Origin of the sequence: Flaviramulus aquimarinus (assembly GCF_039543205.1) — a bacterium.
GTDB classification, from domain to species: domain Bacteria; phylum Bacteroidota; class Bacteroidia; order Flavobacteriales; family Flavobacteriaceae; genus Flaviramulus_B; species Flaviramulus_B aquimarinus.
In genome coordinates this window covers 258,654-274,693 of the sequence record NZ_BAABJH010000006.1, presented here as the reverse complement: position 1 = coordinate 274,693, position 16,040 = coordinate 258,654, and the positions used below count along the sequence as shown (strand labels likewise).

At 30.1% G+C, this 16,040-nt stretch carries 11 protein-coding genes; 5 read left to right on the top strand and 6 right to left on the bottom strand.

The features are described from left to right. The first annotated feature begins 296 nt into the window (after positions 1 to 296). From ABD941_RS12700 to ABD941_RS12690, 3 genes are read left to right on the top strand one after another with little or no spacing between them, the layout of a single operon-like run. Positions 297 to 1,496: an alanine dehydrogenase gene (locus ABD941_RS12700; RefSeq protein ID WP_345274516.1), complete on the top strand. Its 1,200-nt coding sequence runs from the start codon at positions 297 to 299 to the stop codon at positions 1,494 to 1,496. 34 nt (positions 1,497 to 1,530) lie between these two features. Then, positions 1,531 to 1,902: a hypothetical protein gene (locus ABD941_RS12695; RefSeq protein ID WP_345274515.1), complete on the top strand. Its 372-nt coding sequence runs from the start codon at positions 1,531 to 1,533 to the stop codon at positions 1,900 to 1,902. Further along, positions 1,902 to 2,495 carry a sugar transferase gene (locus ABD941_RS12690; protein ID WP_345274514.1) on the top strand — a complete coding sequence of 198 codons (594 nt, stop codon included), beginning with the start codon at positions 1,902 to 1,904 and terminating at the stop codon, positions 2,493 to 2,495. Before ABD941_RS12695 ends, ABD941_RS12690 begins: the two co-directional genes overlap by 1 nt. 26 nt (positions 2,496 to 2,521) lie before the next feature. Here the strand turns inward: ABD941_RS12690 and ABD941_RS12685 are convergent, their stop codons facing one another. Beyond that, a complete protein-coding gene (locus ABD941_RS12685) occupies positions 2,522 to 3,694 on the bottom strand; it encodes a proline dehydrogenase family protein (protein ID WP_345274513.1) in 1,173 nt (390 codons plus the stop codon). A gap of 94 nt (positions 3,695 to 3,788) precedes the next feature. On the opposite strand from ABD941_RS12685, the gene aroB reads away from it, so the two are divergent. Then, on the top strand, positions 3,789 to 4,856 hold the full coding sequence (gene aroB / locus ABD941_RS12680) for a 3-dehydroquinate synthase (protein WP_345274512.1): 1,068 nt from the start codon (positions 3,789 to 3,791) through the stop codon (positions 4,854 to 4,856). 125 nt (positions 4,857 to 4,981) lie between these two features. Here the strand turns inward: aroB and ABD941_RS12675 are convergent, their stop codons facing one another. The 4 genes from ABD941_RS12675 to ABD941_RS12660 form a co-directional block, all read right to left on the bottom strand. Then, positions 4,982 to 7,393, bottom strand: coding sequence for a GumC family protein (locus ABD941_RS12675; RefSeq protein ID WP_345274511.1), 2,412 nt, complete (start codon positions 7,391 to 7,393; stop codon positions 4,982 to 4,984). Between the two features lie 10 nt (positions 7,394 to 7,403). Continuing rightward, complete coding sequence (locus ABD941_RS12670) at positions 7,404 to 8,180, bottom strand: polysaccharide biosynthesis/export family protein (RefSeq protein ID WP_345274510.1); 777 nt, start codon at positions 8,178 to 8,180, stop codon at positions 7,404 to 7,406. 84 nt (positions 8,181 to 8,264) lie between these two features. Further along, on the bottom strand, positions 8,265 to 10,226 hold the full coding sequence (locus ABD941_RS12665; RefSeq protein ID WP_345274509.1) for a polysaccharide biosynthesis protein: 1,962 nt from the start codon (positions 10,224 to 10,226) through the stop codon (positions 8,265 to 8,267). After that, positions 10,223 to 11,353, bottom strand: coding sequence for a DegT/DnrJ/EryC1/StrS family aminotransferase (locus ABD941_RS12660; RefSeq protein ID WP_345274508.1), 1,131 nt, complete (start codon positions 11,351 to 11,353; stop codon positions 10,223 to 10,225). Before ABD941_RS12660 ends, ABD941_RS12665 begins: the two co-directional genes overlap by 4 nt. A 565-nt stretch (positions 11,354 to 11,918) precedes the next feature. On the opposite strand from ABD941_RS12660, the gene asnB reads away from it, so the two are divergent. After that, complete coding sequence (gene asnB, locus ABD941_RS12655) at positions 11,919 to 13,727, top strand: asparagine synthase (glutamine-hydrolyzing) (protein WP_345274507.1); 1,809 nt, start codon at positions 11,919 to 11,921, stop codon at positions 13,725 to 13,727. A gap of 81 nt (positions 13,728 to 13,808) precedes the next feature. Here the strand turns inward: asnB and ABD941_RS12650 are convergent, their stop codons facing one another. Continuing rightward, a complete protein-coding gene (locus ABD941_RS12650; RefSeq protein ID WP_345274506.1) occupies positions 13,809 to 15,620 on the bottom strand; it encodes an Ig-like domain-containing protein in 1,812 nt (603 codons plus the stop codon). Positions 15,621 to 16,040: the final 420 nt, after the last annotated feature.

Genomic DNA, 16,040 nt, shown 5'->3' with positions numbered 1-16,040 from the left:
ATTTATATTACAAACTTATGATAATTAATTTTAAATATTCTGATGAATACCCACAGAGATGTTTGTTTTTATTCTTACAAACATTCCATTTTTTGTAATCCATTATAAATCATTGTTATACTGAATCTATTATAGTTTTTTCTATATCATAAAAACAACTATATTCAAATACATAACTTAACATTTTTGATTAAAAACTAAAAGCCAAGATAATTTTATTACAACTAATTATTCATCTGTTTGTATTCTCATTAGAAAATTTATTTGTAATTTGATTTTTAATAATATAATGAACCATGTCGAAACCACTTTCGCCTTTTACAAAGCAACAACTTTTGCCTCAAGAGGAAACTCTGGAAATATTTAAGAAAAAGGGTGAGTTGTTTATTGGTATACCCAAAGAAACGGCTTATCAAGAAAAACGTGTGTGTTTAACACCAGATGCTGTATACGCTTTAGTAAGCAACGGGCACCGCGTATTGCTTGAATCCGGAGCTGGTAGTGGCGCTAATTATAGCGATAAAGAATATAGTGAAGCTGGAGCAGAAATAACAAAAGATACTGCTAAAGTGTTTTCATGTCCTATGATTCTTAAAGTTGAACCGCCTAGTTTTGAACAAATTAAACTTATAAATCCGCAAACCATATTAATATCAGCATTGCAATTAAAAACGCAGTCAAAAAAATATTTTGAAGCCTTGGCTTCAAAACGTATAACAGCACTGGCTTTTGAATTTATTCGTGATTCTGATGGCTCCTACCCTGCGGTAAAATCCTTAAGTGAAATAGCTGGGACATCATCCGTTTTAATTGCTGCCGAACTATTGTCGGATACCAAAGGCGGTAACGGTCTCATGTTTGGAAATATAAGTGGTGTACCTCCTTTAGAAATTGTTATTTTAGGTGCTGGTACCGTAGGCGAGTTTGCTGCAAGAAGTGCCATTGGCTTGGGTGCGGGCATAAAAATATTTGATAACTCCATTACTAAACTAAGACGTATTCAAACCCATCTAGGCCGTCCACTTTTCACATCTACCCTTCAACCAAAAAATTTAAATAAAGCATTAAAACGTTGCGATGTTGTTATTGGTGCCGTAAGAGGAAGCAATAGGTCGCCAATTGTAGTTTCAGAAACTATGGTGGAATCCATGAAAAAAGGTGCCATAATTATTGATGTTAGTATTGATATGGGTGGTTGTTTTGAATCTAGCGAAGTTACAACACATAAGCAACCTACCTTTGTAAAACATGGTGTCGTGCATTATTGTGTACCAAATATTCCAGCTAGATATCCACGTACAGCTTCTGTGTCATTAAGTAATATTTTTACACCTTATTTGTTGAAAATTGGTGAAGATGGCGGTATAGAAAATTCTTTGAGATTTGATAGAGGTTTAAAAAATGGATTGTATTTTTACCACGGCATTTTAACCAATAAATCTGTTGGTGAATGGTTTGATTTAAAACATAGCGATATTAATTTGCTGATTTTTTAATGACCTTTAATTCTACAAATCCTAATTACTTTAAATGAAACTTATACAACGTATTGGCTATTATCTTGGTGGTTTTTCTTTAGGACTAATCATTTTAGCATTTTTTTTAAACGGTAAAAAAACATCTTGCAGTTATGGCCCCGATGCCCGTGTTTTAAAAAACATAAGTTCTAAAAAAATTATGTACAGTACTCATATTAACTCACTTTTGGCTAACAATACTATTGATACGACTGCTATACAATATGTTTTAAAAAAAGGAGACATTAATTTTTCTGAAAGCAATACTAGACAAGAACCTTGCGGCTTATATATAGTTGAAGGGGATTTTAATGATAAAGAAATTGCTTTAACAGTTGAAAATTGCGATAGCATTGCCACTATTACAAGTTTAAAAGTAAACTAATGGTTAAACGTAGTTTTGATCTCATTTTTTCTACAATTGGATTGTTACTACTCTTTCCTTTACTGCTTTTAATTGCCATATTAATTAAATTAGACTCCAAAGGACCTGTCTTATTTATTCAAGAGCGTGTTGGTAAAAATAATAAAGATTTCAATATTTTTAAGTTTAGAACCATGCGCATCCAATCAGATAGCAAAGGCTTGTTAACACTAGGTAATAACGATTCTAGAATTACAAAAATTGGGTATTTTTTAAGACGCTATAAGATTGATGAATTTCCTCAGCTGATTAATATTTTAAAAGGCGATATGAGTTTTGTTGGGCCTAGGCCAGAGCTAAGATATTATGTGAATTTCTATAATGACGATGATATGACCATATTTCAAGTCAGACCAGGTATTACTGGGTTAGCTTCATTAAAATATAGAAATGAAGTCGAATTACTAAAAGCAGCAAAAGACCCTGAAATTTTTTTTATAAAAACCATTATTCCTGATAAATTAAAATTCAATAAAGAATATATTAGAAAGCGGAACTTCTTTTTTGATTTAAAACTTATTGGGATTACCATTATTAAAGTAATAACAAAATAGTTTCTGCTATTTAAATTAAAAATCTTTTAAACTTTTCTACGCTTTTTCTCCTTTTTTAAAAGTGCTAGTTCCCTTCCTGTTTGCCCAGATACAGATGTGTTTTCTTCAGCTCGTCTTATCAAATAAGGCATAACGTCTTTTACAGGTCCAAATGGAACGTATTTGGCTACATTATAGCCTTTGTTAGCCAAATTAAAACTTATATGATCGCTCATACCATATAGTTGTCCAAACCATATACGCGGATCATTGTTTTTTAAACTTTTTGCTTCCATGAATTGCATTAATAAATACGAACTATCCTCATTATGGGTGCCAGCAAATAAAGACATGCAGTCTAAATGATCCATTATATAATATAGAGCATTGTTAAAATTCTGGTCGGTTGCAAATTTACTTGCACAAATAGGTGATTTATAACCCATTTTATCAGCTCTTTCATTTTCTTTTTCCATATAGGCTCCACGAACCAATTTGAAACCAAGAAAATAATTACCAGCTTTTGCCTTTTGATGTTCTTTCTCTAAAAAAGCTAACCTATCATGCCTATACATTTGCAATGTATTATAAACTATTGGTTTCTCAGTATTGTATTTTTGCATTAATTGAGTGATTAATGTATCGGCCGCATCTTGCATCCAACTCTCTTCGGCATCAATTAAAACAGCTACATCATTAGCTTTAGCCTTTTTACAAACTATATCAAACCTATCTATAACTCTATCCCACTCATCTTGCTCATTTTCATTTAACAACACTCCCTTACCAATTTTTTCATATAAATAAAATCGTCCAAAACCACTTGGCTTGAAAACTGCTATTGGAATGGCATCAATAGCTTTAGCAAAATCAATTATTTTGAGAATTTTATCTCTAGCAGCATCAAACTCTTTTTCATTGTCTTTGCCTTCAACAGAATAGTCCAAAACGGAACTCACTCCTTTGCTATACATATTATCAATTACAGTTAAACAATCCTCTTCATTAACACCTCCACAGAAATGATCAAAAACTGTTGATCTAATCAAGCCTTCTATAGGTAAATTAGCCTTAATTGCAAAATTTGTAGCTGCAGTACCAATTTTTACTAACGGTTCAATTGAAATCATTTTAAATAAAAAATAGGCACGTTCTAATTCAGAATCACTTTTTAGCGAAAAAGCAATTTCTGTATTGTCAAATATTAAATCTGTATTCATTCAATAAAAAGTTTTATCAAAGATAATTATAGCTAAGTTATCATTTTATATAAAATCTCCTTAATTTCACAGCCTTAAAAAACAATAATTATCTATGGATTCTATTACAGCAAATGATAGTATCATTCATTTCAATGAAACGTGCTACCCTTCTATAAACGAGCACCTTAAAAAAGGTAACTTTTCTAAAATTTTTATTTTGGTTGATGAAAATACACATCAACATTGTTTGCCTTTATTCTTAGAAAAGTTGGAAGCAAATGTTGCTATTGAAATCATTGAAATTGAATCTGGTGAAATAAATAAAACCATAGATACATGCGTTGGTGTTTGGAATACACTTTCTGATTTAGATGCAGATCGAAAAAGTTTAATGATAAATATTGGTGGTGGTGTAATAACCGATTTAGGTGGTTTTGTAGCCTGTACCTTTAAGCGCGGTATTGCTTATATTAATGTTCCTACAACCCTACTCTCTATGGTTGATGCATCGGTAGGTGGAAAAACTGGAGTTGATTTAGGACATTTAAAAAATCAAATAGGTGTAATAAGTAATCCAAATTTAGTGCTTATTGATACAAAGTTTCTAGATACATTGGCAACAAACCAAATGCGTTCTGGCCTAGCTGAAATGCTTAAGCATGGTTTGATTACAGGTGAATCGTATTGGAACAAATTTCAAGATTTATCAAAGTTATCATTAAATGATTTGGACAAATTGATTTATGAATCTGTAATCATAAAAAAGAACGTTGTTGAAAATGACCCGTTTGAAAACAATTTGCGGAAAACATTAAATTTTGGACATACTTTAGGACATGCTATAGAATCGTATTTTTTAAGTAATGAAAATAAAACAACTTTACTACATGGTGAAGCTATTGTAGTTGGAATGATTTTAGCTTGTTATATTTCTACAGAACTAGCTGGTTTTCCAAGGCAAAAAACTATAGATATCAAGGATTTGTTTATAGGATATTATGGAAAAGTAAAAATAGATGAAAGTGAATATAAAGCTATAATCGAATTACTTAAATACGATAAGAAAAACAATCATGGTAATATTAATTTTGTACTCTTAGAATCTATTGGCGCATGCAAAATTGATTGTATTGTTGATGATAAAATAATAATTGATGCTTTTGACTTTTATGCAGTCTAATCATTCTTAATACCAAGACAACCATCATTCAATTAGATTTTCAATTGTTTTATTTCCAAAAAATAAAAAAAGTTTGTTGAAAATTAGTTCCAACAAACTTTAAATTAGTTTAGTTATTTAATTATTTAAGCCTTTGCTTTTTTTCTTCTAAAGAAACCTTTCTTTTCAGGAGCTCCATAATAACCATATTTAGCACCATAGCCAAAGTTTGATTGGTTAACATCGTTAACAACAAGCATCATACCATTAAGTTTGTTTTCAGAATGTAATTCCTGGGCAAAGTTTAATATTTTATTTTCTGTATGATCAGCTCTTGTTAAATAAATAGTATGGCCTGCATATTCACTAATTAGCAATGTATCTGTTACTAACATTGAAGGTGCTGTATCGACTACAACATAATCATATAGCTCTGAAACTCTATCAAATAAATCCTTAACTCTGCTATTCATTAAGAGCTCTGCAGGGTTAGGTGGTACTTTTCCTGAAAGTAATATATCCATTCCAATATTATTAATATCGTATTTATTGATAGTGTTTTCCAAAAGCACTGAATTATCAGCTAAATATTCAGTTAGTCCTATTTTTGAATTGCCTTTTGCTTTTTTACCATTAATAGCAGAATAAATTTGAGGGTTTCTAACATCTGCACCAACCAATAAAACTTTTTTACCGGTATTTGCCAGTGTAAGCGCCATGTTTAAACTAAAAAAGGATTTACCTTCTCCATTTATTGTTGAGGTAACAAAAACCACATTGTTATATTTTTCAACACCTTTACGTCGTCTTATATAATCGAAATTAGTTCTAATAATCCTAAAGGATTCTGATAAAACGGATCTATCGTTACGCTCAATAACACTTTTATCATTTCCTGAAATTCGAGGAATCTCACCAAGAACAGTAATATCTTTAATTAATTCCTCTAAATCTTCTTTATTGTGTATTTTATTATCTAGCAAATCTCTAACATAGAAAAACACAAAAGGGATACATAACCCAATCATTACAGCAGCTATATATGTAATAGATACTTTTGGGGCTACTTGCATGCCTTCAGAATGTGCAGCATCAATAATTTTAGCATTTGGTGATGTTGATATTAGTGCTATTGTTGCTTCTTCACGTTTTTGTAAAAGATATAAATATAAAGATTCTTTAATACCCTGTTCACGCTCAATATCTCTAGATTTTCTAACTTGTCCAGGAACAGCGAAAATTTTTGAGCTAATTTTTGCTGACTGGTTTTCTAAACTATTAATCCTAAGAGTAGCTGTTTTTGCAGAATTATTTAAAGTTTGACGTAGACCATCTTTCAAATTATTGATTTGTTGATCTAAATTTACTATAATAGGGTTTTTTTCATTAGAGCTTTTTAATAATCTATCACGATTATCCAATAACTCATTGTATTTAGTAGCCATTGAATTTACTGATGCATCTGATAATCCCACATTTGATGGAATACGGTCAAATGAATTATCACCAACTTGATTTTTCATATAATTAATCATACTTAGTTCCGTACGACTTTGAGCTAATTTTTCCTCAGTTGCGGCATTGGTGCTTAAATATAAATCTGATTCTGAAGTAATGTTGGTTAACTTATTACCTGTTTTAAACTGTTCTATTTCGTCATCAACCTTTGATAAATCCGTAGCTATTAAATTTATTCTTTTATTAATAAAATCCGCTGTATTATTTGATTTCATACTTTTTTCATCAATTGAAATCCTGTTATATTCATCAACCAAAGTATTAAGAATAGCTTTAGCCCTAGTTACAGAAGGATCATCTAAAGACAAATTGATAACTTTTGAAAATTCTCCAGCTGATGAAATAAGTATTTTGTTTCTGTATTTCTCAGCTAATGTTTCAATTGATTTAATATTAACATATAAAAGCTGGTCTTTTAAAAAAGATGCATTTCTAAAGTTAGGAGTTATAACAATATCGCCAATTGGAGTTGAAACATTTTTCCCAAAAAGCATATGTTCTGTAGTTGGTTCTAATGCTCCTACAGGAGTATGAATAAAATCAAATGTAGTATCAGAGGTAACCAATAAACTAAAAGTAAATTTAGACTTATTGATAATAGAATCTGATGCAATAAAATTCACTTTAATAGGCGCCTTATCATTAGGGAAAAATTGTGAATCATATATTCTCCCTTTAGCAAAAAATTGAATATTTAAATCTAACCTTTCTACAACGCCTGTCATTAATTTTCTTGACTTTAATACTTCAATTTCATCTTCTATAGCCTTTGCTTCTACATTAGATATTTGGCCAATATCATTGAGTATGTTTTCAGCGGGATTAGCTACACCATCATTATTAACAAGCATTATTTTAGCATATGCGTTGTATTCTGGCGTTGCATATCTTAAATTAAAGTATGCAAGTATAATAAATACAATACAGCTTAAAACAAACCATTTCCAATTCCGGAAATAAGGTAAAAGTGTTTTCTTTAAATCAAATTCTTCTTGTTGACTTTTATTAATATTGTTTTTTGTCTTAATTGATTTTCCCATGATTTATTACCTAATTTCTGGTTATTAAAACAATAGCGGTTGTAATAAGAATTGATGCTATAGATATGGCAGTATTAACTCTAGCATCTAAATATGCATCACTTATTGCAGATTTATTTGGTTCAACATAAACAATGTCATTCTGGGTAAGATAATATACTGGAGAGTTGAATAGTTCCTTATTAGTTAAATCTATTCTGGTAAATGTTTTTGAGCCATTAAAGTCTCTTATTACTAAAACATTTTCTCTTTTTCCTTTAATCCTTAAATCTCCAGCCATAGCAATTGCTTGAAGAAGCGTAACACGCTCTCCAGGTACTTCATATATTCCTGGTGAATTGACTTCGCCATGTACAGAAATTCTAAAATTTAAAATTCTAATATTTACTATGGGATCTTTGAGGTAATCTGCGAGCTTTTTCTTTAATAATACTTTGCCTTCCTCTACGGTTAAACCTAATAGTTTAATTTTTCCCAGAACTGGGTAATCAATATTGCCATCTACATCTATTAAATAATCAATATATTCTAAGCCACCTGAAGCAGATTGTCCTTTTTTTAAGTTAAATGGTTCTGCTGCTTCTAAATCAAATGTAGAAACATATATACTCACTATATCATTCACTTTAAATTTTGGTGTAAATGAGTCTGTATCTACTAAAGTTTCAAAGTCTTTTGCGTTTTGAAAATAAACAACATCTTTTTTAGATCCACAGGAGTATGATAATAAAAAAACTGTAAGAATATAAAGTATTGAAAATCTCTTTCTTTTTACAAATTTATTCATTTTATTAACGTATTTGGGGCTATTATTAAGATTATTAAATTTAAAACTAAGTTTCAAATTTAATAATAATATTGTTAATATCAGTTATATTGATTTGTATTCTACTTTATTCAAAGAATTGCTATCTATAATACCTTTAGCTTTTTTGTATATTTTTACTCGAGTATCAAATCTCTCATATTCCGAGTTATTGGATTTATATTCAGGAATCAAACTTTTCATTTTCATAACAATATTATTGTTTTGAAAACGGTTTGTGATACATAACTCTTCTATTTCAGATTTTACTTTTACATAATCCAACGCTCTTGTCTTGCTTATCATAATTTTTTTATGATAGGTAGAAAGTGTGTTTTCTCCATTAGCTAAAAGCTCTTCATATAACTTCTCTCCTGGACGTAATCCAGTTATTTTTATGTCAATATCTTCAGGATATCGTAATCCAGATAATTTAATCATATTTTTTGCAAGGTCAAATATCTTAACAGACTCACCCATATCAAATATAAATATCTCACCACCTTTACCCATAGTTCCTGCTTCTAATACTAATTGAGAAGCTTCAGGAATGGTCATAAAATATCTAGTAATATCTTTATGAGTTAAAGTTAATGGACTACCGTTTTCAATTTGTTTTTTGAATAATGGAATTACGGAACCATTTGATCCCAACACATTACCAAATCGTGTTGTGATAAATTTAGTTTTACTTTCTTTTTGAAGACAACTAATATACATCTCTGCCATCCGTTTTGTAGCCCCCATAACACTAGTGGGATTTACAGCTTTATCTGTAGATATAAAAACAAACTTTTTAACATTATAACGAGATGCTGTGTCTGCCAAGAGTTTTGTGCCATTTACATTTATTTTAATGGACTCATAAGGAGATTCTTCCATCAAAGGTACATGTTTATATGCGGCCGCATGAAAAACCATTGTTGGTTTATAATCTTGAAATATACTATCAATTCTTAATCCATCTCTTATATCTGCTACAATGGCTGTATAATTATATTTTCCATTTTGTTTTAACTCTTGTTGTAAATCATAAAGAGGTGATTCTGCCTGATCTACTAAAATAAGTTGTTTAACATTTAAATTAGATAATTGCTTAACAAGTTCACTCCCAATTGAGCCAGCAGCACCTGTCACTAGAACTCTTTCACCTTTAAATTCACTTAAAAGGTTTGGATTATCTATCTGTATTGGAGGTCTTCCTAAAAGATCTTCAATTTGCACCTGCTTTATCTGTTTAGCACTTAACTCACCATTAATCCAACTTTCAATTGGTGGTACTTTAGTAACTTTTACATCAGAATCAACAAGGCAGTCAATAAGTTTTATTAATTTATTAGTATCAACATGTTGTGATGCTACTATAATTTCATCAATATTATTAGATGTCACATAGGCTTCATTAATATGACTATAAGGTAAAATTGAAATACCATTAATAACCTGTCCATTCTTTTTTACATCATCGTCAATGAACCCAATAACATTAACACTTGTACTCACATTACTAACCAATGCATTATAGGTTACAATTCCAGAATCTCCAGTACCATAAATCAATACTCTTTTAGTTTGTAACAACTTACATTTTAAATACTTATAAGTCATTTTAAAAAGCAATCTGCTGGCACTAAGCACTACAAAACTCAATACGGCATGCATTACAATTATTGAAAGTGGAATGGTAAAACCAGAAACAATATCAAAAGTTCTATTGATTAAGACAAAACCTATAAAAGCCAAAGACATTAAAAGTATTGACTTAAATACATTCACAACGTCTGTAAAACCTGTATGCCTTATAATACTTTTAAATGAGCCAATTACGAAGAAACTCATTGCAGAAACAACTAGAACAAACGGAAGTTCATATACAAATTGCTCTAAATCAAAATTGAGGGTAAAATTGAATCTAATAAAGTAAGCCATAAAAAATGTTGACAAAACCAATATTAAATCAATACCTAAAACAAGCCATTTTGAGGCATATTTTTGTGAATAATAGGTAAAGAAGTAGTTATTTATCATAGGTTTGGGGTTTTTGATATTATATTAACAATTCTTTTTAAATCATTTTCATTTAAGTTAGAACCACTTGGCAAGCATAAACCTTTATCAAAAAGTTTTTCTGAAGTACCATCTGTGTAATGCATACTGTCTTTAAATATAGGTTGCATATGCATTGGTTTCCAAAGCGGTCTAGACTCTATATTATCTTCTAATAATGTTAATCTTATTTGTTCTCTAAGTTCGTACGAGCTCGTTTCTATACATGTTAACCATCTATTTGAAAAGAAGTTTTTGGGTTCTTCTAAAAATGAAATTTGACTATATTGTGATAGATTTTTTTTGTAAAATTCAAAGTTCTGTCTTCTAGAAGCTACTCTATCATCAAGAACTTCCATCTGCCCTCTTCCAATTCCAGCTAAAACATTACTCATTCTGTAATTAAAACCTACTGATGAATGTTCATAATGTGGAGCATTGTCTCTTGATTGCGTAGATAAAAAAACCGCTTTATCTTTTAGATTTTTACTTTTAGTAATTAAAGCACCTCCTCCAGAAGTGGTTATTATTTTATTACCATTAAATGATAAGATCCCAAAATCGGATAATGTACCACAAGGTTGATTAAAATATGAACTTCCAAAAGCTTCTGCACTATCTTCAATTACTGGAATTTCATATTTTTTTGCAATAGCATTAATTTCATTGGCTTTATAAGGCATACCATATAAATGAACAGCTATTATGGCTTTTGGCTTTTTGTGTTTTTCAATCCTATCTTTAATTGCTATTTCCAATAATTCTGGAGACATGTTCCAAGTATCGGATTCACTATCAATAAATATAGGTTTAGCACCTTGATAAAGGATGGGATTAGCTGAGGCAGAAAATGTAAAACTCTGGCATAGTACTTCATCGCCATGGGATACATTTAATAATTGTAATGCCAAATGAATTGACGCTGTTCCTGAGCTAAGTACAGCAACATGATCATTTCCTCCTAAATAATGCTTTATATCATTTTCGAATCCATCAACATTAGGACCTAATGGAGCTATCCAATTCGTTGCAAAAGCTTCATTAACAAATTTTTGTTCTGAGCCACCCATGTGAGGTGATGATAAATATATTTTAGTTGCGGTCAACATTCTTAATTATTAAAATTTAATTTTGCACATAGGTATATCTGTACAGCATATATATACTGAATTGCAAATAAGCAACTAAATTCTTTTAGATTATCTCCCCTTTTGTACATAAAAACAAAATCAATTCTTTAATTATTAGCTCAATTAAATTAGCATTAAACGATGTCTATAAAATAAATAATCTATTTTCTTGTGTTATAGATTAATAATTTGAGAGTTTAAATTACTTTAATATCATCATTTTAATACAATTAAATCAATATGCTATTAATCAATTCAATCTTGTATATTATGGTGTAAATTTAGTAATTGTTTTAAAGTTATATGGGTAGAAATAAGTTATTTCGCTAAAATCATAATTAAAATCGGTTAAATACATATCTTCATTTCTTACAACAGAAAAACTCTGTAATTTATCGAGTAATTAACCCTTGATTTTTAAGGGTTATTTTATTATATACATTTAGACTCAATACACCACTTATTTTTTGCTTTTTATAGATTAACTTATTTAAATATTGTTTTATTAAAAAATAAACATTTGTTTTACCTAAAATAAAAAAAAATGTGTGGTATATATTTAACTAATATTCCCTATGAAAAAGCTGTAGTTCAAGAAAAACTAAAGTCCATATCATTTAGAGGTCCAGATTATACAGGTATTAATAAAATAAACCATTTGACTTTAGGGCATCTTCGTTTATCAATTTTAGATTTAGATGCGCGTTCTCATCAGCCCTTTCTATATGAAGACTTATCAATAGTTTTTAACGGTGAAATCTACAATTATAAAGATATCAAGAAAGAGCTTCTGCAATTAGGGTATCATTTTAAAACTGAAAGCGACACCGAAGTTCTTTTGATAGGTTACAAAGCATGGGGGAATAAAGTTTTAGAGAAAATAAACGGCATGTTTGCATTTTCTATATATGATAGCACTAAAAACAAGGTTTTTTCGGCCAGAGACCGTTTAGGCGTTAAACCTTTTTACTATTACTGGAAAAACAATGAATTTGAAATTTGTAGCCAGATAAGACCCCTACTTAAGAATAAGGAAATTGATGAGGAAGCTGTCTCAATCTTTTTGGATTGCATGTTTATTCCCAGTCCATTTACCATTGTAAAAGATGTATTTAAATTACCTCCAGGAAATTATATGGAGATTGATTTAAACTCTAATCAATTAAACATTAAAGAGTATTGGAATTTAAAAGATGTAAAAATCAAAGATATTTCTTATGATGATGCCAAAGCAGAACTTCATGAATTATTAAAAAACGCTGTTAAAATAAGGTTGCAATCTGATGTTCCAATTGGCTCGTTTCTTTCTGGGGGTATTGACTCTGCATTAGTTTCGAGTATTGCTTCTAAAATATCTAAGGAGCCAATTAACACATTTTCAATTGGTTTTGATGACCCTAAGTATGATGAAAGCAAAATAGCTGAACAATATGCTAAAATAATAGGATCCAATCATAAAACTACCATTTGTAGTTCAGATGATATTTTACATTTAATACCTAAATTGGTTGAGGTATATGACGAACCTTTTGCAGATAGTTCGGCATTACCTTCTCTTCTTTTAAATTCAGTTACAAAAAAGCATGTAACCGTAGCTCTATCTGGCGATGGTGGCGACGAGAGTTTTATAGGCTATAACCACTTTGATTCACTTATAAAGAACAAAGCTATAATAGATATTCCTTATGCTATTAGAAAAGTGTTGTCAAACACATTTTTACTAAATCTATTTGGTAAAAACACCCATAGAGTTAGAAATGCCTTGAATACAAAAACAAGGAATGACTTTATTGAAAATATTTTCTCAAGGAAAGGCTTTCTTTTAAACAAAAAAAGACAGGACTATATGAAGCACTATCAAGGCTACAAAAAATGGTCTAACATTTTTTTACAAAAGGCTGCAGATTTAAACATAAAACTATGGCTAGAGAATGATAGTAATGTTAAAGTAGACCGTGCAAGTATGGCCTATTCTGTTGAAGTTAGAAGTCCTTTTTTGGACTATAGAGTTGTAGAATATGCAAGATCATTACCAATGTCTTTTAGATATGAAAAAGGCAGACAAAAAAAGATTTTGAGGGATGTATTGAAAGAATATATACCTGAAGACGTTTTTAACCAACCAAAACGAGGTTTTGCTGTACCTATTGGTAATTGGATGAAAAACGAGTTGAAAGATGAATTTCTTACTGCTTTAAATGATGATTTCCTGAATAAAGTCCCTAATTTAAATGTGGCTAAGTTTAAAAAGTTATTAAATGAACATATGGAAGGTAAGGATGATCATACCGCAAATATTTGGAAGCTTTATACATTAAGTAAATGGTATAGCGAATTTGGATTTCTTGATTAACTAACATTCTGGTTTGATATAATAAAAATAACTTGTACTAGTGTACAAGTTATTTTTATTATATCAAGTTATTATTTTGGTTTATAAATCCACTAAATCTATAAACTCCTCTAAATCAGTATAGCCATCACCATCAAAATCCCCTCTACCATCTCGGTCATAAGTTTCAAACTTATTATACTCCCAAATATCTGGCATGCCATCTTTATCGGTGTCATAATCATCAGGTCTAGTATTTATTGGTATACCTGTTATACTAGCTTCAAAATTAGCATAACGTTGTTCGCCATACCAACTCCTAATTGCAGAAGCTCCTGAACTATTCATAGAATAAGCTTCATAAGCACCTTCACCTAGCGCCATAATATCTAAATAATCAGTATCGTTTGCATCTGTATGATAAGTCACAGAACCATCTTCATTTAATGAAGCATTAGCTCCTACGTTAGTAATTACATCAGCATAAGCATCGTTAGCATTTTGGATTGGTAATGCATCCCCAATTAAAGCATATTGGGTATTGGTAAACTCCGAAGAAGGGGCGTAAGTTGTTTGGGCTCCACTATCAAACTCAACCCACAATGCTTTATTGTCTGCATTTGGGTCTGTAAATATATTTTTATCAATAATATTACCTGCTGAATAAATTTGTATATCATAAGAAGACACTAACGGATTCAGATTAATCTGCGAGCCTCTAGTTAACCCTGTACGTCCTCCCATTGCATAATAATTATTTATGTGATTCAACTGTATATCTCCTAGAACCATACTTAATCGGTATTGCCAATTTTGTACTACATTATTAATAATATCCACCCGTCCATTACTAGCTGAATTAGGTGTTCTATGTGAAACATTCCAATATAAGCAGTTCAATAAACTATTATCGTAACTAAATTCTGGATTGGTTGAATCTCCAAATAGTGAACCAGTTTTCGATTCTGCAATAAGACATCTTTGGTAAGTAATATTGTGAGTTTGCCCACCTCTTACACTAAGAGTTTCGTCACTTCCATAACTTGCTGAAACATGGTCTAGTATAATATTATATGCACCATCTGTATTTCCATACAAATCAAACGCATCGTATTCCGACCCTGTAGCTGTTCCTCGAACTCGTATGCGGATGTATCTTATTATTAAATTATTACAATCTTGAAATCTAATTTTCACACCAATAGCAGGCGCAATAGTTATTCCTCCAACTGGAGCCGTTTGTCCTGCAATAGTTAAATTATCAGATTCAAAAACAATATTAGAAGTTAGGTCAATTACTCCCGAAACATCAAAAACAACTGTTCTATTTGATTGACTTATAGCCTCTCTAAAAGAACCTGAACCACTATCATTAAGATTTGTTACATGGTAAACTGCACTTCCACGACCTCCTGTGGCTTGTGAACCACCACCATAAGCGGTTGGAAAAGCTTTTAACTCTCCAGAAACGTCACTAGTATTAACGGGTTCTACTATTATTTCAACAGTTGCTGTATCACAATTTTCTAAGTTAGCCTCATCACATATAGTATAATCAAAAAAATCTGTCCCTAAAAATCCAACATTTGGTGTGTATACAATACTATCATCTAGAGGGTTATCTGGTGTACCGTTATCATTTATTGTTAAGTCTCCATTAGATGGATTAGTATTTGTTATATTTATACTTGAAGGGATGTTACTATCATTAGTATAAACTATTATATCTACTGGTGTATTTTGAAGTGTTGTTGCGGTATCATTTTCTGCTTCTATGAAAATTATTTTATCTTCTGGAGGTGTTTCATCTTCGCTAGATGGTAATTCTTCAGTTATCAAAGATTCATCTATTTCATAAAGCTCTTCATTATTGCATGATGGCAAAAAAAATATAATAAATAAAATTATTAGCATTCCTTTGAATGTTTGTTGTAGGTTTATCATTTTAATTAGAATTGGGGAGGGAATAAATAAAATCTATTAGCTTATTAAATTAATATCATTTAAGCAAAATGTTCTCATAGGTTATTGTATTCAAAATTTGTGTATAAAGTTGCAATTAAATTAGTGTATAGTAGGCTTAGGATAAAGTTCTTCATTTTTATAAATTTAATAAGACATGACAAACATATGTATTTAAATCGGATTTTAATGCGTTTTGTCGAAAATATTATTGTTTTTTTGATAAAAAATAAGTAAAAACTTACTTTTTATTTGTTTTCACTCAAAATTTTAATCTATATACGTTCATAGTTTTCAAATAGATTATAATTAACCTGAAAAAATTATTATAATAAATTAAATAAAAAATAATACCCTTAACTAATTAAATAT